The sequence below is a fragment of the Streptomyces sp. Ac-502 genome, assembly GCF_045222935.1.
Lineage (GTDB): Bacteria > Actinomycetota > Actinomycetes > Streptomycetales > Streptomycetaceae > Streptomyces > Streptomyces monomycini.
In genome coordinates this window covers 2797275-2819540 of sequence record NZ_JBHFFO010000001.1, presented here as the reverse complement: position 1 = coordinate 2819540, position 22266 = coordinate 2797275, and the positions used below count along the sequence as shown (strand labels likewise).

General features: G+C 74.3%; 15 protein-coding genes and 1 pseudogene. 11 read left to right on the top strand and 5 right to left on the bottom strand.

Going from position 1 to position 22266, the window contains the following annotated elements; genetic code table 11:
- Position 1: 1 nt before the first annotated feature.
- Positions 2–817: a TlyA family RNA methyltransferase gene (locus ACEXOX_RS12710; RefSeq protein WP_030024180.1), complete on the top strand. Its 816-nt coding sequence runs from the start codon at positions 2–4 to the stop codon at positions 815–817.
- 104 nt (positions 818–921) lie between these two features.
- Positions 922–1794, top strand: coding sequence for an NAD kinase (locus ACEXOX_RS12705; protein WP_406526324.1), 873 nt, complete (start codon positions 922–924; stop codon positions 1792–1794).
- Here ACEXOX_RS12705 and ACEXOX_RS12700 read toward each other — a convergent pair.
- Both ACEXOX_RS12700 and ACEXOX_RS12695 read right to left on the bottom strand, forming a co-directional pair.
- The gene (locus tag ACEXOX_RS12700) at positions 1730–2707 is read right to left on the bottom strand and encodes a type II CAAX prenyl endopeptidase Rce1 family protein (RefSeq protein WP_406520589.1); all 978 of its coding nucleotides are present in this window, start codon (positions 2705–2707) and stop codon (positions 1730–1732) included. The two genes, ACEXOX_RS12705 and ACEXOX_RS12700, sit on opposite strands and share 65 nt — an antisense overlap.
- A 172-nt stretch (positions 2708–2879) precedes the next feature.
- A pseudogene (locus tag ACEXOX_RS12695) lies at positions 2880–4007 on the bottom strand (S41 family peptidase); the annotation flags it as partial.
- An 828-nt stretch (positions 4008–4835) separates the two neighbouring features.
- Here ACEXOX_RS12695 and recN point away from each other — a divergent pair.
- The 4 genes from recN to ACEXOX_RS12675 all read left to right on the top strand — a co-directional run bounded on the left by recN (position 4836) and on the right by ACEXOX_RS12675 (position 9952).
- Positions 4836–6572, top strand: coding sequence for a DNA repair protein RecN (gene recN / locus ACEXOX_RS12690; RefSeq protein ID WP_406520588.1), 1737 nt, complete (start codon positions 4836–4838; stop codon positions 6570–6572).
- A gap of 160 nt (positions 6573–6732) precedes the next feature.
- Positions 6733–7515 carry a hypothetical protein gene (locus ACEXOX_RS12685; protein ID WP_406520586.1) on the top strand — a complete coding sequence of 261 codons (783 nt, stop codon included), beginning with the start codon at positions 6733–6735 and terminating at the stop codon, positions 7513–7515.
- A gap of 465 nt (positions 7516–7980) precedes the next feature.
- Positions 7981–9123, top strand: a complete 1143-nt coding sequence (locus ACEXOX_RS12680; protein WP_406520584.1) for a glycosyltransferase family 4 protein — start codon at positions 7981–7983, stop codon at positions 9121–9123.
- 142 nt (positions 9124–9265) lie between these two features.
- Complete coding sequence (locus tag ACEXOX_RS12675; protein ID WP_406520582.1) at positions 9266–9952, top strand: LysE family translocator; 687 nt, start codon at positions 9266–9268, stop codon at positions 9950–9952.
- Positions 9953–9975: 23 nt separating this feature from the next.
- Here the strand turns inward: ACEXOX_RS12675 and ACEXOX_RS12670 are convergent, their stop codons facing one another.
- Positions 9976–11601, bottom strand: a complete 1626-nt coding sequence (locus tag ACEXOX_RS12670) for a PucR family transcriptional regulator (protein WP_406526323.1) — start codon at positions 11599–11601, stop codon at positions 9976–9978.
- Between the two features lie 89 nt (positions 11602–11690).
- The gene (locus ACEXOX_RS12665; protein ID WP_406520580.1) at positions 11691–12737 is read right to left on the bottom strand and encodes a LacI family DNA-binding transcriptional regulator; all 1047 of its coding nucleotides are present in this window, start codon (positions 12735–12737) and stop codon (positions 11691–11693) included.
- 173 nt (positions 12738–12910) lie between these two features.
- On the opposite strand from ACEXOX_RS12665, the gene ACEXOX_RS12660 reads away from it, so the two are divergent.
- Together ACEXOX_RS12660 and ACEXOX_RS12655 are read left to right on the top strand one after the other, a co-directional pair.
- Positions 12911–13915, top strand: a complete 1005-nt coding sequence (locus ACEXOX_RS12660; RefSeq protein WP_406520578.1) for a glycoside hydrolase family 16 protein — start codon at positions 12911–12913, stop codon at positions 13913–13915.
- Entirely contained in the window at positions 13912–15078 is a 1167-nt protein-coding gene (locus tag ACEXOX_RS12655; RefSeq protein WP_406520576.1) for a beta-1,3-glucanase family protein, read from the top strand. Before ACEXOX_RS12660 ends, ACEXOX_RS12655 begins: the two co-directional genes overlap by 4 nt.
- An 87-nt stretch (positions 15079–15165) precedes the next feature.
- Here the strand turns inward: ACEXOX_RS12655 and ACEXOX_RS12650 are convergent, their stop codons facing one another.
- Complete coding sequence (locus tag ACEXOX_RS12650; RefSeq protein WP_406526322.1) at positions 15166–16977, bottom strand: glycoside hydrolase family 15 protein; 1812 nt, start codon at positions 16975–16977, stop codon at positions 15166–15168.
- 436 nt (positions 16978–17413) lie between these two features.
- Here ACEXOX_RS12650 and ACEXOX_RS12645 point away from each other — a divergent pair, with 436 nt between their 5' ends.
- The 3 genes from ACEXOX_RS12645 (at position 17414) to ACEXOX_RS12635 (ending at position 22245) form a co-directional block, all read left to right on the top strand.
- Entirely contained in the window at positions 17414–19093 is a 1680-nt protein-coding gene (locus tag ACEXOX_RS12645; RefSeq protein ID WP_406520574.1) for a CTP synthase, read from the top strand.
- A gap of 125 nt (positions 19094–19218) precedes the next feature.
- A complete protein-coding gene (locus ACEXOX_RS12640) occupies positions 19219–19845 on the top strand; it encodes an NUDIX domain-containing protein (protein WP_406520572.1) in 627 nt (208 codons plus the stop codon).
- A 408-nt stretch (positions 19846–20253) separates the two neighbouring features.
- Positions 20254–22245: a tetratricopeptide repeat protein gene (locus ACEXOX_RS12635; RefSeq protein WP_406526321.1), complete on the top strand. Its 1992-nt coding sequence runs from the start codon at positions 20254–20256 to the stop codon at positions 22243–22245.
- The last annotated feature ends 21 nt before the right edge of the window (positions 22246–22266 follow it).

The following is a 22266-nucleotide window of genomic DNA, read 5'->3' as shown; positions in this document are numbered from 1 at the left end:
GGTGGCAGGAGTGGCACGACGCCGACTCGACGCGGAGCTGGTGCGCCGCAAGCTGGCCCGTTCCCGCGAGCACGCCAGCCAGCTGATCGCCGCGGGGCGGGTGACCGTCGGCGGGACGACGGCGACCAAGTCCGCCACCCAGGTGGAGACCAGCGCGGCCCTGGTCGTGCGTGACGACGACAGCGACCCGGACTACGTCTCGCGCGGCGGCCACAAGCTGGCCGGGGCCCTCGCCGCGTTCGCACCCCTCGGCCTGAAGGTGACGGGCCGCCGCGCCCTGGACGCGGGCGCCTCCACCGGCGGCTTCACGGACGTCCTGCTGCGGGCCGGCGCGGCACACGTCGTCGCCGCCGACGTCGGATACGGGCAGCTCGCCTGGTCGCTGCAGAGCGACGACCGGGTCACCGTCAAGGACCGCACCAACGTGCGCGAACTGACGCTGGAGCAGATCGACGGCGAGCCCGTCGACCTCGTCGTCGGCGATCTGTCCTTCATCCCGCTGGGCCTGGTGCTGCCCGCCCTCGTCCGCTGCGCGGCGCCCGACGCCGACCTGGTGCTGATGGTCAAGCCGCAGTTCGAGGTCGGCAAGGAGCGCCTCGGCAGCGGCGGAGTGGTGCGCAGCGCCGAACTGCGGGCCGAGGCGGTACGCGGTGTCGCCGGGCGGGCCGCCGCACTCGGGCTGGGGGTGGCGGGGGTGACCGCGAGCCCGCTGCCCGGTCCCTCCGGCAATGTCGAGTACTTTCTGTGGCTGCGCGCCGGGGCGGATGCACTCGACCCGGCGGACGTCGACCGAGCAGTGGCGGAGGGGCCCCGTTGACCAGTTCTGAAGCATCCGGAGCGGCTGAGACAGCCGGCTCGCGCACCACCTGTACCGCACCGCCGGAAGGCTGCCCGGAGCCGTCCGGGGAACGTACGGTCTTCCTGCTCGCGCACACCGGCCGCCCCGCGGCCGTGCGCAGCGCCGAACTCGTCGTCCAGGGACTGCTGCGCAGCGGCATCGGCGTGCGGGTCCTGGCCGAGGAGGCCGCTGATCTGCCGCTGCCGGCGTCCGTGGTGCGCGTCGAGTCCGAACAGTGCGCGGCCGAGGGCTGCGAACTGCTGGTGGTCCTCGGCGGGGACGGGACGCTGCTGCGCGGCGCGGACTTCGCCCGTACGTCCGGGGTGCCGATGCTCGGCGTCAACCTCGGCCGGGTCGGCTTCCTCGCGGAGGCCGAACGGGACGACCTGGACAAGGTCGTCGACCGGGTCGTGACCCGCTCCTACGAGGTCGAGGAGCGGATGACCATCGACGTCCTCGTGCGCAACAACGGCAGCATCGCGCACACCGACTGGGCACTGAACGAGGCGTCGGTGGAGAAGGCGGCCCGGGAGCGGATGCTGGAGGTTGTCACCGAGGTCGACGGGCGGCCCGTCTCGCGCTTCGGCGGCGACGGCGTCGTGTGCGCGACCCCGACCGGCTCCACCGCCTACGCCTTCTCGGCGGGCGGCCCGGTGGTCTGGCCCGAGGTCGAGGCCCTGCTGATGGTGCCGATCAGCGCGCACGCGCTGTTCGCCAAGCCGCTGGTCACCTCGCCGGACTCGGTGCTGGCCGTCGAGGTGCAGCCCAAGACGCCGCACGGCGTGCTGTGGTGCGACGGCCGCCGCAGCGTCGAACTGCCCGCGGGCGCCCGGGTGGAGGTCCGCCGCGGCGCCACACCGGTACGCCTCGCCCGTCTGCATCACGCCTCCTTCACCGACCGTCTGGTGGCCAAGTTCGCCCTGCCGGTGGCGGGCTGGCGCGGCGCACCGCAGTAGCCGCGTCGGGGCGGACGGGTATCGGCTCCGCGTCGGGGCGGACGGATAACGGCGCCGCGTCGGGGTGAACGGGTATCGGCTCCGCGGCGGGGTGGGCGGAGTTCGGCTCACCCCGGGCCTGGAGCGGCCGTACGGTCACGGCTGCTCCGGGCCCGCGGAGTGTCACGAGCGCGGCCGTGAGCGACGCGACCGCGCCGAGGACCAGGGCGGGCGCGGCGTGCTCGGTGTAGCCCGGGAACACCGACTCGACGACGTTGATCGCGGTGTGCACGACGACGGCTGTCAGCACGATCCCGCCGGAGCTGGCGTACAGCCGGACCATCAGGACCCGTAGCGCGACCGAGCCGAGCACCTGGCCCGCCGTCCACGAGGCGGAACGGCCCGCCTGGGCGTACGCGACGACGTGCCAGGCCGCCCACACCAGGCCGATGACCAGGCCGGCGCCGAGCGGCCCCCACCGCTCCCGCAAGGGCCGCAGCAGGTACCCCGTCCACCCCGCCTCCTCGGCAGCGGCGGCGACGAAGTACAGGAGGAGGAGCAGCGGCACGGACGCGAGCGGGGAGTGCGGTCCGGTGGGCGGCGCTCCGGCCGCCGACAGCAGCCCGTACGTCACGAGGAACAGGGCGGGTACCAGGAGCACGGCCGACGCCCAGCAGCCGGGCCGCGTCGCGCCGCGTGCCGAGAACGTCCGCCGCACCAGCCGGCGCACCCCGCGCCCGCCCTCTTCGCGGAAGAGGAGCAGCGAGGCCACCGCCACCGGCAGGACGAACTGGAACGCGCTCAGCGGCATGCCCATGGGCAGGGCACCGGACAGGTCGAAGACCGCGCCGGCCGCCCAGAACGGGACGGAGAGGGCCGTCAGTAACGCGATGAACCCGAAGGGCGATCTGCTGCCCGTCTCGGCCGGAGTCATGACGCCGGGTGGCCGGAGCCGGCGGCCAGGAGGGCACGGGCGCGGGACAGGGCCGGGTCGCGGCGGGCAGCCAGGTCCGCGGCGGCGAAGACCGGTATGCGGACGGCCGGGGGATGCCCGTCCCGTCGAAGGTGCGGCCGTCCGCGGTCAGGAACTCCTCGTTGGGCAGTGCGAACCTCCAGCCGTTCGGCAGGGTGCGGTCCAGGGTGTCGGAGAAGACGCCCTGGGTGTTCTCCCCGATGCGGACCGGCGCGGGGGCGCGGCCGAGCAGGGCCTGGGCGAAGGTCTCGCCCGCACTGATCGTGAGCGGTCCGGTCAGCAGCGCGAGCGGGCCCGTGTAGCGGGGGCCGTCGTGCGGACACACCCATGCGGGCTGGTCAGGGGTGAACTTCCGCGGGTCGGCCGGATCGTTGCGCGCGTGTTTGCGGTACGCGAGGTGGGGGCGGCCCGTCAGGCGGGAGGCGACGCGCAGCCCCAGAGGGTCCGAACCGCCGCCGTTCAGCCGCAGATCGACGACGAGGCCGCGCAGGGCCTTCGGGCCGGACGTACGGCCCCTGGTGAGCACGGCGTCCAACGCGCGGTCCAGCTCCGCGACATCGCTCTCGTAGTCGTCCTGGTCGGTGTAGCCCGTGAAGGACGTGATGCGGAGGTAGCCGAGACGGCCGGGGAGATCGGCGTAGGAGAGCGCGCCACCGGCCCACCGGCGCAGGGTGACGTCCCGGCCGAGGGCGGCCGTGATCGCCGCGTCCACCTGCTTCAGGAGCGCGGGGGTGGGGGCGGGCGTCCCGGGCCGCGACCCCGCGTACCTCCGGCCGGGGCCCGCGGACAGGTTGGTGTGCCCGTCGTGCAGCGGCTCGATCATCGCGCGCAGCACGGCGAAGAGCTCGTCGTCGGTGGTCCGCGCGGTGACCCGGGGGCGGTACCGGGCCCGTACGGCGGCCCAGTCGATCTTCTTGGCGGCGAAGAACGGGTAGTTCTCGGCGTAGGTCTGCCAGAAGACGTCGAAGACCGCACGGGGGTCCTTCGCCGGGCGCTGGTGGCAGTGGGCGGGCAGCGCGGCGATCCGGTGGAGTGTGCGGTACCCGACGTTGTCCTGGATGCTCAGGCGGGCCACGCCGGGGCTCTGCGGCGCGACCGTGACGCGCGCCGCGTCCGGCACGGCGAATTCCACCTGGCCCGCGGGGCCCGGCGGGCCCGTACGGACACCGTCGGCGGGCCCGGGGCGGCAGCTGACGGCCGTGGTCTCGTACGGACGGAGCCGCCGCTCGTCGATCGCGACGAGGGTGCCGTACCCGTCCATCCGCCACACGCCTTCCAGAGAATCAGGGGGCCGTGCCGAGGGCCGCGCCGCCAAGCCTTCCGTCGTACGGGCCGTGTGCGCCCCGGCGGACGATGCACCGGCGGACGGCGTACAGGCGGTGACCAGGGTGGCGGTGGTCAGGAGGAGGGCGGCTCGCCGGGTGGGCGGGTGATCGGTCATGGTGGTTCCCCCGTCGGGTGATGGTTCGGGTGGCCGTCGGCTGCGGCGGCTGGAGGGGCGCCCTCCGGTTTTCCTCCGGTTCTCCGGCGCCTGCCGCTGCGCCGGACCGGGCCCAAGGCTCCGGACGCCGCTCCGTCGTCCGGAGCCTCGGGCCCGTCACGCCGCTGCGGGTGTCTCCGTGGCGCGGCGGCGCAGGGTGGCGTGGACCGGCAGACCGGTGTCGGTGAGCAGTGCCGACCGGAACACGCCGCTGGATATCTCCATGGCGGCCGCTGTCCCGGACAGGTACGGCAGCGGGCTCCCGCACGCGGCCCGCAGCTCCGCTTCCGCCCGCGCCCCCGCAGCCGCCCATGGCCCCGCTTCCGCCCGCGGCTCTGCGACCCCGTTGCCGCCCCCGTTGCCGCCTGTCGGACCACCGTGGGGCGGTGCCCCGGGCCCTGTCCTGCCTTCTGCCGTCGCTCCGCCAGCCATGTGGCTTCCCCCGATCGTCTTCTGCTTCACAGCGTGACGGGCGGGACGGGGGTACCGCCATGAGGAAAACATCCGTTCTTGTGGTGGGGTTTTCCGCAGGACGAAGCGGTCGGGGGAGGGGGAGGCCGTCGCGGGGCGGGCCCGGGACCTCGTAAGGTCGTACCCGTGTTGGAGGAGATGCGGATCAGGTCCCTGGGCGTCATTGACGATGCCGTCGTCGAGCTGTCGCCTGGTTTCACGGCGGTGACCGGCGAGACGGGCGCGGGCAAGACCATGGTCGTCACCAGCCTCGGGCTGCTGCTCGGCGGGCGCGCCGACCCCGCCCTGGTGCGGATCGGAGCCAAAACGGCGGTCGTGGAGGGCCGCATAGCGGTGGGCCGGGCGGCACCGGCCGCGGTGCGCGCCGAGGAGGCGGGCGCCGAACTGGACGACGGAACGCTGCTGATCAGCCGCACGGTCTCGGCCGAAGGCCGCTCGCGCGCCCATGTCGGCGGGCGCTCCGTCCCGGTCGGGCTGCTGGGGGAGTTGGCGGACGACCTGGTGGCCGTGCACGGCCAGACCGACCAGCAGGGCCTGCTGCGCCCGGCCCGGCAGCGGCAGGCACTGGACCGCTACGCGGGCGACGCGGTGTCCGTACCGCTCGCCAAGTACACCGCCGCGTACCGGCGGCTGCGCGCCGTCGCCGCCGAACTGGACGAGCTGACCACCCGGGCCCGCGAACGGGCCCAGGAGGCCGACCTGCTGCGCTTCGGCCTGGAGGAGATCACCGCGGCCGAACCGCAGCCGGACGAGGACACCGAACTGGCCGCCGAGGCCGAACGCCTCGGCCATGCCGAGGCGCTGGCCTCCGCCGCCGCGGCCGCGCACGCCGCGCTCGCCGGCAACCCCGAGGACCTGGAGGCCGTCGACGCCAGCACCCTGGTCGCGGGCGCGCACCGGGCGCTGGACGCCGTACGCAGCCACGACCCGGAGCTGGCCGCGCTCACCGAGCGGCTGGGCGAGATCGGCATCCTGATGGCGGACGTGGCCGGCGAACTGGCCAGTTACGCGGACGGACTGGACGCGGACCCGCTGCGGCTGGCCGCCGTCGAGGAGCGCCGGGCCGCGCTCACGCACCTGATGCGCAAGTACGGTGCGGACATCGCCTCCGTGCTGACCTGGGCCGAGGAGAGTTCGGCCCGCCTCGCCGAGCTGGACGGCGACGACGACCGGATCGGCGAACTGGCGGCGGAGCGCGACGCGCTGCGCGCGGAACTGGGTGAGCTGGCGCAGGCGTTGACCGACGCCCGGGAAGCGTCGGCGAAGCGATTCGCCGACGCGGTGACGGCCGAGCTGGCCGAGCTGGCCATGCCGCATGCCCGAGTCAGCGTCCAGATCAGCCAGACGGAGCTGCCGGAGACCGCCGACAAGAGCGACGGCGTCGAGGTCGGCGGCCGTACGGTGGCCTACGGTCCCACCGGCGCCGACGAGGTGGAACTCCTCCTCGCCCCGCATCCCGGCGCGCCGCCCCGCCCCATCGCCAAGGGCGCCTCGGGCGGTGAACTCTCCCGGGTGATGCTCGCGGTCGAGGTGGTCTTCGCCGGTTCCGACCCCGTACCGACGTATTTGTTCGACGAGGTGGACGCGGGCGTCGGCGGCAAGGCCGCCGTGGAGGTCGGCCGCCGGCTGGCCCGCCTGGCCCGGTCGGCCCAGGTCGTGGTCGTCACCCATCTCCCGCAGGTCGCGGCCTTCGCCGACCGGCAGCTGCTCGTGGAGAAGACCCACGACGGTTCGGTGACCCGCAGTGGTGTCACGGTCCTGGAGGGCGAGGACCGGGTCCGCGAGCTCTCCCGGATGCTCGCCGGGCAGGAGGACTCCGAGACGGCGCGCGCACACGCGGAGGAACTCCTGGAAACGGCCCGCGCGGGACGCTGAGGCGGGGGCCGACGGAGGAGGCGAGGGCCGAAGCCGCAGACGGGGGCGGAGCCGAAAGCCGGAGCCGGAGGAAGGGCCGGAGCCGGAGCCGTGCCGTACGGATGCATGATGCACCGGCCCGGCGCCCGCCGCGCCGCCCGGCAGCCCTACCCTGTCGATCATGATCGGAACGTTGCGCAAGGGCCTGCCGTCAGCTGTCGCGGCAGGTGTCACCCGCGTCGTGTACGGACAGCTGCGGCGCCGGCCGCCCGGCGGGCGCGGGCGCTGGGAGCGCACGAACCACGCGGGCCGCACGGTCGACCTGTACGGCGGGCCCGCCACCGTGGCGGGCACCGCGCTCGCGGCCGTGACCGCGCCGGGACTGTCCGCCCGTACGCGCACGGCGGCAGCGCTGGCCGTCCTGGCGGCCGGGGGCTGCGGTACGTACGACGACCTCGCCGGGGCGGGTGACCCCCGGCGCGGCTTCCGGGCCCACCTGTCGGCCCTGCGGGACGGGGAGTTGACCAGCGGCGCGGTGAAGCTGCTCGGAATCGGCGCGGCCGGGCTGGCCGCCGGTGCGCTGATCAAGGACCGGCCGCTGGACAAGGTGCTCGCCGGGGTGGTGATCGCGGGCGCCGCGCACGCCGTGAACCTGGTGGACGTACGGCCGGGCCGGGCGGCGGTGGCCACGCTCGCCGCGGCGGCGCCGGGGCTGCTGCGAGGCGGCCCTGCGGGGGCCCTGGCGGCGGCGCCGACGGGAGTCGTGGCGGCGGTCCTCGCGGACGACCTGGGGGAGCGCACCATGATCGGCGACGCGGGCGCCCACGCCCTGGGCGCCGGGCTCGGCCTGGCCGTCGCCGCCGGATGCGGCCGCGCGGGGCTGGCCGTGCACGCGGCCGCCCTGATCGGGGCCGCGGTGGCCGGTGACCGGGCGGGGGCGGCAGAGGCAGGCGGACCGGGCTGAGGCCGGAGAGGCCGGAGAGGCCGGTAACCGGTCCAGGGCCGCAGAGGCCGGCGACCCGGCCGGGACCGCAAAGCCGCCTGACCGGATCGGGACCGCAAGGCCAGGGGACCGGATCGGGACCGCAAAGCCGGGCGACCGAACCGGGACCGCAGAATCCGCCGACCGGCCCGCCCGGACGGCCGCGTCCGGCGGCGCGTAACGGCCGGACCCCGCGTCAGGTCACTGCCGCTGGGCCGACCGAGTGGGGCGTTTGTCGCCCATATGGGTGGTCAGGTGGGTGTATGGGCGATGTGTGCCCTTGGAACGGCTCGTCGGCGGTCCCGTATGCACGGCGCGGGCTGGCATCCTGGGGGCGCAGCGCGTACAGCCGCGCGACCGCGCCCCCGTACCGGCACCTGCCCCGGTCGGTGCCGGACCCGTGGCGCGCCGCCCGGTCCGCCCGCCGACCCCAGGAGCACCGCCCACGTGATCAGCACCCCGGCCCCGCCGCACGGACAGTCGCCGCTGCGCACGGTCCAGGTGCTGGGCCGGGGCAGCGCGGGCAGCGCCGCCCATGTCCGTTCGCTGGCCGCCGGGCTGGTGGCGCGCGGGGTGCGGGTGACGGTGTGCGCGCCGCCCGCCGCCGAGGACACGTACGACTACACGGACGCGGGCGCGCGGTTCGTGCCGGTGCCGCCGCGCGCCGACCCGGCCGGGGTGACGTCGCTGCGGGCCGCCTGCGGGGACGCCGACCTCGTGCATGCGCACGGTCTGCGGGCGGGCCTGCGCGCCGCGTTGGCCCTCCAGGGCACGCGGGGCCGCCGGGTCCCCCTCGTGGTCACCTGGCACACCAAGGCGCACACGGACGGGGCCCGGGCCCGTCTGGTCCAGCTGCTGGAACGACGGGTGGCGCGGGCCGCCGCGGTCGTCCTGGGCGCGTGCGCGGACCTGGTGGACCGGGCACGCGAACGCGGCGCCCGGGACGCGCGCCTGGCCCCGGTCGCCATCCCGGCGCCCCGGGCGGGCGGCCGCCCGCTGACGGCGGAGGACCGCCCCGCCCACAAGCAGCGCGCCGAACTGGGCGCCGTGGACCGTCCCTTGATCCTCGTCGTCGGCCGACTGGAGACGTGCCAGGGGCACGACTTCCTGCTGGACGCGGCGCACGCCTGGTGCGCCCTGGACCCGCAGCCGATGGTCGCGGTGGCGGGGGAGGGCGGGCAGCGCGAGGCGCTCCAGTGGCGTATCGACGGCGAGAACCTGCCGGTACGCCTGCTCGGCCGCCGCGACGACGTGCCCGAACTCCTCGCCGCCGCCGACCTGCTGGTGCTGCCCAGCCGCTGGGAGGCCCGCTCGCTGATCGCCCAGGAGGCGCTGCGGGCCGGTGTCCCGCTGGTGGCCACCGATGTCGGCGGCACCCGTGAACTGGTCGGCCACGCCGCCGAACTGGTCCCGTACGGCGACGCGGCGGCCCTCGCCCGCACCGTCCTGGAGCTGCTCGCCGACCCCGCCCGCCGGGACACGCTCGCCGCCGCCGGGCGCGCGCAGGCCGCGGGCTGGCCGACCGAGGACGCCACGGTCGCGCAGGTGCTGAGCGTGTACGACGAACTGATGCAGCGGCGGGAGGAATGAGCGACCCGGTCCGGGCGGCCGGCCCCGGGCGTCCGGATGCCGGAGCGCCCCGGCAGACTGCCGGTGGGTAGAGTCGCCCGGCACCGCGCGCGATCTTCACATCGCCCGCTTCCAGACACGCCCCGTACGACAGGAGGCCGCTGTGACGGCTGCGCTTCTCGGCTTCGCGCTCTTCGCCCTGCTGGTGACGATGGCTCCCGGGCCGGACACCCTGCTGGTGCTCCGCAACTGCCTGCGCGGCGGCAGACGCGCCGGGGCCGCCTCCGCGCTCGGGGCCGCGGCGGGCTCGCTGGCCTGGGCCGTCGCCGCCGCGGCAGGCCTCGCGGCCGCTCTGCAACGCTGGGACGCCGCCTTCATGGCCGTACGGCTGGTGGGCGCGGCCTATCTGGCCGTACTGGGTGCGCAGGCCTTGTGGGCTTACCGGCGGGCGGCCGCCGGTGCCACGGGCGCGGCAGGGGAGGCCGGCGGCCAGGCCATGACGGACGCCATGGACACCACGAACGCCACGGGTGCCGCGGCGGTCCGGCCGACGCAGGCGTTCCGGCAGGGCCTCTACAGCTGCCTGCTCAACCCCAAGGTCGGCATCTTCTTCGTCGCGGTCGTCCCCCAATTCCTGCCGCAGGGCCACTCGGTGCTGGGGACGACCCTGCTCTTCGGCGTCATCGACGCCGTGATCGCGGCGGGCTGGCTGCTGCTGGTGGCGGTGGGCGCCGGGCGGCTGCTCCGCTGGCTGCGGCGGCCCCGGGTGCACCGCAATCTGGAGCGCGGTACCGGCGGCGTCCTGCTGGCCCTGGGCATCGGCACCGCGGTCGAGACGCTGCGGGCCTGAGCGAGCCCCTCCTGGGGGCGCCCTCACCCCCGTTCCGTATGCCTCCTGGCCCGTAGCGCCAGCCGCAACCCGAGCACCGTCTGCGGGTCCTCCAAATCGGTGCCCAGCAACTGGGCGATGCGGGCCAGCCGGTCGTACAGCGTCTGCCGGTTGACGTTCAGATCACGTGCAGTCTCCGCCTTGCGGCCCGCGCTGGCCAGGTACGCCTCCAGGGTCGGCAGCAGCGGCTGGCGGGCGGACCGGTCGTGGACGAGCAGCGGGCCGACGGCGCGGTCCACGAAGTCCGTCAGGACACCCTGTTCGCCGTGCTCGCGCATCCGCCACAGCAGCAGCTCGATGTCCAGCCGGCGCGCATCGTGCCAGGGCTGTTCCGGCAGGCCCTGCGCGGCGGCGGCTGCCTCCGTCGCGTGCCGCAGTCCGGGGCCCGCCGCCGGCCAGTCGCCCGCCGTGCCGACCACGACCACCGGGCGCCGCGCTGCCGGGGAGTCCGCCCCGGCCCGTTCGACCCCGGCGCGCAGGGCCTCGGCGACCCGGTCGGCGACGGCCGTACGGTCCTGGCCCGCGCGCAGCGCGACGAGCAGCGGCACCCGGCCCTCCACGGGACGTACGCCCAGCAGGACGGGCACGCCCAGCGCGGCCAGCTCCTCCCGCAGAGCGCGGGCCAGCACGGCCCAACTGCCCGGTGTGGGCAGATGGGAGGGCAGCCGCATCACCACGGGAAGAATCGATTCGCCGCCCGGCCGGAACCCCAGCAGGCGGGCCTGCGCCGGAGCCTCGCCCGCGGTGATCCGCCCCTCCGCCAGATCGGCCAGGAAGTCACCGCGGCCACGCGCGGCCAGCACCTCCTCCTGCCGGGACTGGAGCATCACCACGGCGAGCAGGTCGGCGGCGCGCTCGGCGGCGATCCGGTGCACCGGCGCGACGGGCGCGTTGACGGGCAGCAGGACCAGGCGGGCGCGTACGGCGTCGGGGCCGGGCCCGCCGCCGGGCACGTCCACCCGCAGGCCGGTCTCCCGCAGCCCCTCCCACGCCTGGAGGGGATCGGCGTCAGCGGCGCCGCCGTCGTCCGGGCCCGCCGCGTACAGAGGGCTGCCGTCGGGGGCTTCCAGGCAGAGCGGGTTGCCGGTGAAGGCGGCCAGCCGCCGCAGCACCTCGGGGGCGCCGCCGCCGCGCAGCAGGACGTCCGTACAGCTGCGCAGGAGTTCGTCGGCCTGCCGCAGCAGCAGGTAGTGGCTGTTGACCAGCTCGGTGTGGATCTCCTCGGTCACCGTGACGTACGGGACCTCGCGGTGCAGCTGCACCAGCGGCAGGCCGCAGGCCCGCGCGCTGTCGACGACGGCGGACGGCAGCGCCTCGAACCGGGAGCCCAGCTCCACGACGAGGGCGGCGATCTCCCGGTCGGCCAGCTCGCGGACGAAGGCGCGCTGCTCGGAGGGGCGGGCGCCCAGGCCCAGGCCGGTGGTCAGCAGCAGCTCGCCGCCCTTGAGCAGGGAGGCGATGTGCGGTACCTCGCCCGCGTGCACCCAGCGTACGGCGCGGTCGAGGCGGTCCTCGCCGGCCAGCACCTCGGGCAGCCCGCGTCGCAGCGCGGGCAGCTCCAGTGCCCTGCGTACCGTGATCACCGCTTCGATCTTCGCTTCCGGCCCCATGGCGGGGAACGCTACCCGCAGTCCGCTGACCGGACGTACCGGGACGGTCACCCCTCCTCCTCGGACCTCGGACCTCGGAGCGGGCCCGCTCACCCCGACTCCCTGACCACCAGCCTCGCCGCCGTGACCACCGAGGACAGCTCGTCCCCGGGAGCCTCGGCGTCCGCCCTCAGCCGCCGCAGCAGCAGCCGTGCCATCAGGCGGCCCATCTCCTCCACGTCCTGGCGCACCGTGGTCAGCGGCGGGTCCGTCCACGCCGCGGGGTCCAGGTCGTCGTACCCCACCACGCCGACGTCCTGCGGCACCCGGCGGCCGTGCGCCCGCAGGGTCCGCAGCGCGCCGGAGGCCATCAGGTCGGAGCAGACGAAGACGCCGTCCAGGTCCGGTGCGGCGGCCAGCAGCCGAGCCATGGCGCGCTCGCCGCCCTGGGCGGTGAAGCCGCCGTCGGCGATCAGCCGGGGGTCGGGCGCGGCGGGGGCCAGCGCGTCGCGGTAGCCGTCCAGGCGGTCCTGGGCGGAGGTCTGGTCGAGCGGCCCGGTGATCACGGCGATCCGGCGGCGGCCGCGGTCACGGAGATGGCGTACGGCCTGCCGGGCGCCGTCGCGGTTGTCGGTGTCGACGTACAGCGGGCGCGGTCCGTGGCCGGTGTCCGCCCAGCCGGGGCGGCCGCCGTAGACCGTGGGCAGTCCGGAGGCCTCGGCCATCGCGGGCAGCGGGTCGTCGCGGTGCAGCGAGAACATCAGTACGCCGTCGGCGTGCCCGGCGGCCAGGTAGCGGCCGACGCGGTCGCAGTCGGCGCGGGTCTCCTGGAGGAGCAGCAGGAGTTGGATGTCGGCGGCCGACAGTTCCCGGCTGATGCCGCGCAGTTGGCGTCCGAAGAACGGGTCGGCGAAGACCCGGGCCTCCGGTTCGGCGATCACCACGGCGACCGCGCCGGTGCGGCGGGTCACCAGGGAGCGGGCCGCGCTGTTCGGTACGTACCCGAGGTCGGTGACCGCGCGCCGGACCCGTTCGCGCACTTCGCCGCGGACCCCGGCGCCGCCGTTGACCACGCGGGAGACCGTCGCGCGCGAGACGCCGGCCCGCGCGGCGACCGCTTCCAGTGTCGGCCGCCCGCCTTTCGATGTACGCACCATTCAACCCCCGTAGGTGAAATCGGGCCAACTCGTTGGTCCATGCCAAACCTTGACGGCTCGGCGGGAAGTCGGCACTGTGTGCCCCAACACGGCATGAGAGCGCTCTCACACCTTCTCAGGCCGCGTGTGAACACGGAACTCCTCATCACCCCACGTCGCCGAGGAGCTATGTCATGAACACGAAAATACCCGTACGGAAGCGGGCCCGGGCCAGAACCGCGTCACTGCTCGGCGCGCTCGGCGCCGCCTTCGCCCTCGTCCTCGCCTGGCCACCCGCCCTGCCCACCGCTTCGGCCGGCGCACCGGCCGCCGTACCGGCCGGCCCGACTGCCTCGGTCGCCTCGGCCGCCGCGTTCAAGGAAGTGTGGCGCACCGACTTCAACGGCGCGGCGGGCTCCCGACCGTCCGCCGACGACTGGATCATCGACACCGGCAAGGGCTACCCGGGCGGCCCCGCCAACTGGGGCACCGGTGAACACCAGACCTACACCAACCGCCCCGAGAACCTCCAGCTCGACGGCGCGGGCCACCTGAAGATCACCGCCCTCAAGAACGGCGCCACCTGGACCTCGGGCCGCATCGAGACCCGCCGCACCGACTTCGCCGCCCCCGCCCGCGGCAAGCTGCGCATCGAGGCGCGCGTCCAGATGCCGAACATCTCCGGCGATGCGGCGCTCGGCTACTGGCCCGCCTTCTGGACGCTCGGCGCCGAGTTCCGCGGCAACTACTGGAACTGGCCCGGCATCGGCGAGTACGACATCATGGAGAACGTCAACGGCGCCAACCGCGTCTGGGGCGTGCTGCACTGCGGCGTCAACCCCGGCGGCCCCTGCAACGAGGCGCAGGGCATCGGCAATTCCCGTGTCTGCCCCGGCGCCGCCTGCCAGGCCGGTTTCCACACCTACGCCCTGGAACTGGACCGCACCGGATCCACCGAGTACCTCCACTGGTCCGTCGACGGGCAGCGCTTCCACACCGTCAGCTCCGCCCAGATGGACGCCGCGACCTGGGCCAGGACGACCCATCACGGTCACTTCCTCCTGATCAACCTCGCGATGGGCGGCGCCTTCCCCGACGCCGTCGCGGGCCGCGCCACCCCCACCGACGCGACACGCCCCGGCGCCTCCCTCCTCGTCGACCACGTGTCCGTCTCCGTCCAGCAAGGAGCCACCGCATGATCTCCCGTCGCACCCTCATCGGCGGCGTCGCCGCGACCGCCGCCGCCGGAGCCGGTGCGGGCCTGCTCGCCCGCACCGCCGGTGCCGCGCCGGCCGGCGCCGCCGCGGACGGACTGCCGCTGCACGTCGTCAACCGCACGGGCCGCTACGCCAATTCGGCCGTCTGGATCTACATCGTCGGCAACGTCGGCGGCCAGCAGGTACGCGTCACCCCACAAGGTGACATCAAACCCATAGCCCTCGGTGACAACCGACCGGACGGCTTCACCGACTACGCCATGCCGCTCGCCGCGAACGGCACCACCACCCTGCGGATCCCGCGGATGTCCGGCCGGATCTACGCGTCGCTCGGCTCCAAGCTCAAGTTCAAGGCCGTACGGGACGGCAACGGCCAGCCCGCGCTGGCCTACCCCGCGGGGTGGGTGTCCGGCGACCCCAACTACCCGATCGTGCACGACTGCGCGGAGTTCACGTACGACGGGGCCGGCATGCACTGCAACACCACGTCGGTCGACATGTTCAGCGTCCCGATGTCCATCCGCCTCACCGGCGCCCGGGACCAGACGGCCGGGGCGCTCAAGGCCGGTGCGCGCTCCCGCATCTTCTCGGAGATCGGCCGCACGCCGGGCTTCGGCAAGCTCGTCGTCGGCGACAAGCGCGTCATCGCTCCCAGCCACGGCCTGGACGCCGGGCTGTTCGACCGGAACTACCTCGCCCCGTACATCGACCGCTCCTGGAACGCGTACACGTCCAAGGACCTGAAGGTCACCACCAACAGGGGCACCTTCACCGGCCGGGTCAGCGGCGGACAGTTCAATTTCCGCGGCCCCGCCCAGTTCTCCATCGCCAAGCCCTCCACCCGTGACGTGCTCTTCTGCCACGGCACCCTGCAAGCCCCCAACGACGGGCTGCGCGGCCCGGTCGCCGCGGTCCTCGGCGCCGCCCTCAACCGCGCCACCCTCGCCGACCACGCGGCCCAGCCCACCACCGACGCGGGCACCTTCTACAAGGGCCAGCTCGCCAACCACTACGCGCGCGTCCTGCACGCCGAGGCCGCCGACGGCAAGGCGTACGGCTTCGCCTTCGACGACGTGGCCAACTTCGCCTCGTACATCGAGGACGGCGCGCCGCGCGAGATGACCCTCACACTGACGGCCTTCTGAGCCGCCCGGAAGCAAAAAACGATCCGAAAACAAGAACGAGGGGCCACGGCACCGCTGCCGTGGCCCCTCGGCCGTCCGTGTCCTGCGTCAGCCGCCGTACGCGCCGCTGGCCGTCAGCCGCAGCGCCGTGTCGATCAGCGGGACGTGGCTGAACGCCTGCGGGAAGTTGCCCACCTGCCGCTGGAGCTTGGAGTCCCACTCCTCGGCCAGCAGGCCCAGGTCGTTGCGGAGCGCGAGCAGCTTCTCGAACAGGATCCGGGCCTCCTCGACCCGCCCGATCATCGCCAGGTCGTCGGCCAGCCAGAACGAGCACGCCAGGAACGCGCCCTCGTCGCCCTCGAGACCGTCCACCCCCGCGTCGTCGCCCGAGGTGGGGTAGCGCAGGATGAAACCGTCCTCGGTGCCCAGCTCGCGCTGGATGGCCTCGATGGTGCCGATCACCCGCTTGTCGTCCGGCGGCAGGAAGCCCATCTGCGGGATCAGCAGCAGCGAGGCGTCCAGTTCCTTGGAGCCGTAGGACTGCGTGAAGGTGTTGCGCTCCTTGTCGTAACCCTTCTCGCACACCTCCCGGTGGATCGTCTCGCGCAGCTGCTTCCAGCGGTCCAGCGGGCCGTCCACGTCACCGGACTCGATCAGCTTGATCGTGCGGTCCACCGCGACCCAGGTCATCACCTTGGAGTGCACGAAGTGGCGGCGCGGGCCGCGCACCTCCCAGATGCCCTCGTCCGGCTCGTCCCAGTGCTTCTCCACCCACTGGATCAGCTTGAGCTGGAGCAGCGAGGCGTAGTCGTTGCGGGCCAGGCCGGTGTTGTGCGCCAGATGCAGCGCCTCGGTGACCTCGCCGTAGACGTCGAGCTGGAGCTGTCCGGCGGCGCCGTTGCCGACCCGGACCGGCTGGGAGTTCTCGTACCCGGTCAGCCAGGTCAGCTCGTTCTCGCCCAGTTCCCGCTCGCCCGCGATCCCGTACATGATCTGCAGGTTCTCCGGGTCGCCGGCCACCGCGCGCAGCAGCCACTCGCGCCAGGCGCGGGCCTCCTCGCGGTAGCCGGTGCGCAGCAGCGAGGAGAGGGTGATCGCCGCGTCGCGCAGCCAGGTGAAGCGGTAGTCCCAGTTGCGCGAGCCGCCGATGTCCTCGGGCAGCGAGGTGGTGGGCGCCGCGACGATGCCGCCGGTCGGCGCGTACGTGAGCGCCTTCAGCGTGATCAGCGAGCGGACCACCGCGTCCCGGTACGGGCCGTGGTACGTGCAGTGGTCGACCCACTCGCGCCAGAAGTCCTCGGTGGCCTCCAGCGCCGCCTCCGGCTCCGGCACGTGCGGCGGGCGGCTGTGCGAGGGCTGCCAGCTGATCGTGAAGGCGATCCGCTCGCCCGGGCCGACCGTGAAGTCCGCGTAGGTCGTCAGGTCCTTGCCGTAGGTCTCGGCGTCCGTGTCGAACCACACCGAGTCGGGCCCGGCGACGGCGACCGTACGCTCGTCGATCTTGTGGACCCACGGCACCACCCAGCCGTAGGAGAACCGCATGCGCAGCGCCGAACGCATCGGCACCCGCCCGCTGACGCCCTCCACGATACGGATCAGCTGCGGTGTCGCGTCCTCGCGCGGCGGCATGAAGTCGATCACGCGCACGGTGCCGCGCGGGGTGTCCCACTCGGACTCCAGGACGAGCGAGTCGCCCCGGTAGCGGCGTCGGTCGGCGGGCAGCGGCCCGCCTTCGGGGCTGTGTGCGGGCCCCAGCCGCCAGAAACCGTTCTCTTCCGTGCCCAGCAGTCCTGCGAAGACCGCGGGTGAGTCGAAGCGGGGCAGGCACAGCCAATCCACCGTGCCGTCCCGGCACACAAGACCGGCGGTCTGCATATCGCCGATGAGTGCGTAGTCCTCGATGCGCCCGGCCACGTGCATCTCCCGTCGAACTGGAGTGACGCCCCCCATGGGACGTGTGATCTTGTCCGTCCTGCCCATGAAACTCCGCCGAGCAGCGAGTCCGGAAATCGGGCGGGGGTGGTGCCTTGCCGGACGGCCCGTGGCGAGTGTCCGAGCAGGATACGACGCACGGCAGTGATCCGCTTGCCGCTGCGGTGGGACAGTGCTGCGCCGAACGGGTGGCCTGGGTCACGCGCGGCGCCGCGCGCCCCGTGGGAGACGGCCGTACGTGTGCGCCGTGAGCGTGGCCGGGCGCGACCATGCCCGGTCGCTGATAGCCTGGTACCCCGTGGACCGAGGGGCCTGGCGCCAGTCGTACGGCACCCCCGACCGCAGCGAAGGCACCCCTGAAAACCGCAGGGCGTGGCTGATTCGCACCTCTTCACCACGCGACCACGGGAGCCCCCTCTTGGCCATGCCGCCGAAATCCACGACGACCAAGCACCTTTTCGTCACCGGGGGCGTCGCCTCCTCGCTCGGCAAGGGCCTCACCGCCTCCAGCCTGGGCGCGCTGCTCAAGGCGCGGGGCCTGCGGGTCACGATGCAGAAGCTCGACCCGTACCTGAACGTCGACCCCGGCACCATGAACCCGTTCCAGCACGGTGAGGTCTTCGTCACCAACGACGGAGCCGAGACCGACCTGGACATCGGCCACTACGAGCGTTTCCTGGACGTCGACCTCGACGGCTCCGCGAACGTCACCACCGGCCAGGTCTACAACACCGTGATCGCCAAGGAGCGGCGCGGTGAGTACCTGGGCGACACCGTGCAGGTCATCCCGCACATCACCAACGAGATCAAGCACCGCATCCGCCGGCTGGCCCACGAGGACGTCGACGTCGTCATCACCGAGGTCGGCGGCACGGTCGGCGACATCGAGTCGCTGCCGTTCCTGGAGACCGTCCGCCAGGTCCGCCACGAGGTCGGCCGGGACAACGTCTTCGTCGTGCACATCTCGCTGCTGCCCTACATCGGCCCCTCCGGCGAGCTGAAGACCAAGCCGACCCAGCACTCGGTCGCGGCGCTGCGCAACATCGGCATCCAGCCGGACGCCATCGTGCTGCGCGCCGACCGCGAGGTGCCCACCGCCATCAAGCGCAAGATCTCGCTGATGTGCGACGTGGACGAGGCCGCCGTCATCGCCTGCCCGGACGCGCCCTCCATCTACGACATCCCCAAGGTCGTGCACGCCGAGGGCCTGGACGCGTACGTCGTGCGCAAGCTGGACCTGCCCTTCCGCGACGTGGACTGGACCGTCTGGGCCGACCTGCTGGACCGGGTGCACAACCCCGACCACGAGGTGAAGGTCGCGCTGGTCGGCAAGTACATCGACCTGCCCGACGCCTACCTGTCGGTCACCGAGGCGCTGCGCGCCGGCGGCTTCGCCAACAAGGCCCGCGTCAAGATCAAGTGGGTCACCTCCGACGACTGCAAGACCCCGGCCGGGGCCAAGCAGCAGCTCGCCGACTGCGACGCGGTCTGCGTCCCCGGCGGCTTCGGCGACCGCGGCGTGGACGGCAAGGTCGGCGCCATCACCTACGCCCGCGAGAACAAGCTGCCGCTGCTCGGCCTGTGCCTGGGCCTCCAGTGCGTGGTCATCGAGGCGGCCCGCAACCTGGCCGGCATCGAGGGCGCGAACTCCACCGAGTTCGACCCGGCCGCCGCCGACCCGGTCATCTCCACCATGGCCGAGCAGATGGACATCGTCGCCGGTGAGGGCGACATGGGCGGCACCATGCGGCTGGGCATGTACCCGGCCAAGCTGGCCGATGGCTCGATCGTGCGCGAGGTCTACGACGACCAGCCGTACGTCGAGGAGCGCCACCGCCACCGCTACGAGGTCAACAACGCCTACCGCGGCGAGCTGGAGAAGAAGGCCGGCCTGCTGTTCTCCGGCACCTCCCCGGACAACAAGCTGGTCGAGTACGTCGAGTACCCGCGCGAGGTGCACCCCTACCTGGTCGCCACCCAGGCGCACCCGGAGCTGCGCTCCCGCCCGACCCGCCCGCACCCGCTCTTCGCGGGCCTGGTGAAGGCGGCCGTCGAGCGCAAGACCGGCGCCGCCGCCGGCGCCAAGAAGGGCGCCAAGGCCTGATCCCGCGGACGGCCGGTCCCCTCGCAGCGCGCGCGGGGGACCGGCCGCCGTTGGGTACGGTTGACCGGGGTACCTGGCCTTTCACGGCCAAGTGCCCCGGTCGACTGCTTTGCGGAAGGACGTACATGGCCATCCAGGACACCCCGGAAGCGTGGCGGGTCACCGCCACGGCGACGCCGTTCACCGGCAAGAAGACCAGCATGCGTACGGACGAGGTCGTCATGCCGGACGGCTCCACGGCCACCCGCGACTACCAGGTCCACCCCGGCTCGGTGGCCGTCGTCGCGCTCGACGAGGAGGACCGGGTGCTGGTCCTGCGCCAGTACCGCCACCCCGTGCGGCACAAGCTCTGGGAGGTCCCGGCCGGACTGCTGGACGTCCCCGGCGAGAACCCGCTGCACGCCGTCCAGCGCGAGCTGTACGAGGAGGCCCACGTCAAGGCCGAGGACTGGCGGGTGCTGACGGACGTCTACACCACCCCCGGCGGCTGCGACGAAGCCGTACGGATCTTCCTGGCCCGCGATCTGTCCGAGGCCGAGGGTGAGCGCTTCGAAGTCTCCGAGGAGGAGGCCGACATGGAGCTGGCGCGGGTGCCGGTCGCCGACCTGGTGCGCGGCGCGCTCGCCGGCGAACTGCACAACAACTGCCTGGTGGTCGGCGTGCTCGCGCTGGCCGCCGCCCGCGCGGGTGACGGACTGGACGCGCTGCGCCCGGCCGACGCGCCGTGGCCGGCCCGCCCGTTCGAGGCCTGAGCGCCGCTCCCCGGCTCCGTACGGTCCCGCGGTCCGATGATGTGCTGATCCGGACGGGTGACTCGGCCGTCGCGCTCCACCGGGCGTGTGACGGGTCGTGAACTACGCTCGGCAGCGTGCCCGTACGCGACCGCGACGGGCTCGTAAGCGCAGGTGGACGGGAGCGTGACCCGTGGCGGATCAGTCGGTGGGCGGGGGACACGTCCCGCCGGGGAAGGCGGGCGGGCCCGCGACGGCGGCACGGCAGCGGCCGGGGCCGGACCCGGACGGCACGGCCGCGGAGTCCGCCGGCGACCGCGCCGCTCCCGGCCGGGACTTGGCGGGGAGCACCGCCGCGGCCGGACCGGGGCGCCGCAGGCCCCCGCCCGCCGGACCGTCCCGCCCGCCGCCACCGCGGCCGGCGGCTTCATCGGCCGCCGCCGCGAACTGAAGTCCCTGCGCGCCGACATCGCCCGTACGGGCCTGGACACCCTCTCCGGCCGCCGGGGCGCCCGCAGCCGCGTCCTGCTGATCGCCGGGCGCCCCGGCTCCGGCCGCAGCGCCCTCGCCGCCGAACTCGCCCGGCAACTCGCCGACGACTACCCCGACGGCGTACTGCGCGCCACCCTGAGCACCCCGGGCGGCGGCCCCGTACCCCTCGACCTCGTCGCCCGTGACCTGCTCACCGCCCTCGGCGCCCCGGTCAAGCCCGGCGCCGCCGAGGACGAGCTGACCGAGGCGCTGCGCGCCGCCCTCGCCGAACGCCGCGCCCTGCTCCTGCTGGACGACGCGGCCGGCGCCGAGCAGGTCGAACCGCTGCTGCCGGACGCCGCCGACTGCCTCGTCGTCGCCGTCTCCGAAGGCCCGCTCACCGGCATCACGGACGTACGGCCCTGCACCCTGGGCGGCCTGGACAACGCGTCCGCCGTCGAACTGCTCAGCCGGTACGCGGGGCCCACCCGCATCACCGTCGACCCGCGCTCCGCGGACGCCGTCGCCGAGGAGTGCGGCGGCCGGCCCGCCGCGCTCGTCCTGGCGGGCGGCTGGCTCGCCGGGCACCCCAAGAACTCCGTCGCCGACCTCCTCCAGGCGCTGCGGGACGTACCCGAACAGGCCGACGAGCCGGCCGGCGGCCGCCCCATGGCCCGCGCCTTCCGGCTCGTCTACGCCACCCTGCCGCCGGTCGCCGCCCGCACCCTGCGGCTGCTCACCCTCGCCCCGGCCGGACTGGTGGACGCGCACATCGCCTCCGCCCTCGCCGGCTGCTCGGTGGCCGCGGCCGAGGCGGCGCTCCAGGACTTCGCCGCCCGGGGGCTGCTGCGGCCGGTGGAGGACGCGGAGCCGCAGCCGTCCGGGCCCGGTGCCCCGGCCGCCGGGAGCGCCGGCCTCCAGGCGCAGTACCGGATGCCCGGCTGCCTGGTGCAGCTCGTACGCGCCGCGCTGCACGAGAAGGAACGGCCCGCCGAGATCCAGCTCGCCCGGGCCCGCATGCTGGAACGCACCGTACGGCTGCTCCAGTCCTGCCGGGCGCTCGGCGAACCCGCCGGGTCACCGGCCCGGCAGAAGGTGGCCGGCCTGCCGCGCTCGCTGCGCTTCGTGTCCGCCGCCTCCGCCGCCGCCTGGCTGCGCAGTCGCCGGCCCGCCCTTCTGGAGGCGGCCCGGATCGCCGTCGAGGAAGGCGAGCTGGACACCCTGGACCGGCGCCTGATGGCCGCGATCGTACGCACCCTGATCGCCCACCAGGGCGCCGAGGCCGCCGCGCCCGACCTCTACGGGCTGCACGGACTGGTCTTGGAGGTCGCCGAACGGCGCGGCCTGGCCCGGGAGCGGGCCGCGGCGCTGCTCAACCTCGGTGACCTGGACGCGCAGGCCGGGCGGACCGCCGACGCGATGGCCCGCTACCGGGGCGCGCTGACCGCGGCACGCGAGGTCAGGGACCCCGTCGCGACCGTACGGGCGCTGGAGTCGCTGGGCGGTACGTACACGGAGCTGGGGGACTGGCAGCGGGCCGCCGACTGGTACGGGCGGGCGCTGGAACTGCGGATGACCCGCGGCGAGAACGCGGACGGGGCCCGGCTGCACGGCCGGATCGGCGCGGTGCTGACCTACGCGGCGCGCTGGGGCGAGGCGCTCAAGGAGTGGCGGGCCGCCTACGGGGCGTACCGGAGGCTGGGCGACGTGGCGGGCCAGGCGCGCGCGCTCGGCGAGGCGGCGCGGGTGCAGGAGTACGCGGGCCGCCCCGAGGAGTCGCTGCGGACCTGCACCGCGGCCCTCTCCTTGGCCGCCGAGGCCCGCGACGGACGGCTGGAGGCGGCGCTCCAGCTGCGGATCGCGGACACCCTCGACCGGCTCGGCGACCCGGCAGCCGCAAGGCTGCACCGGGGTCTGGGGGAACGGCTCCTCTCAGATCACCCACAGTGACCTACGAAATCGGTGGTGTTC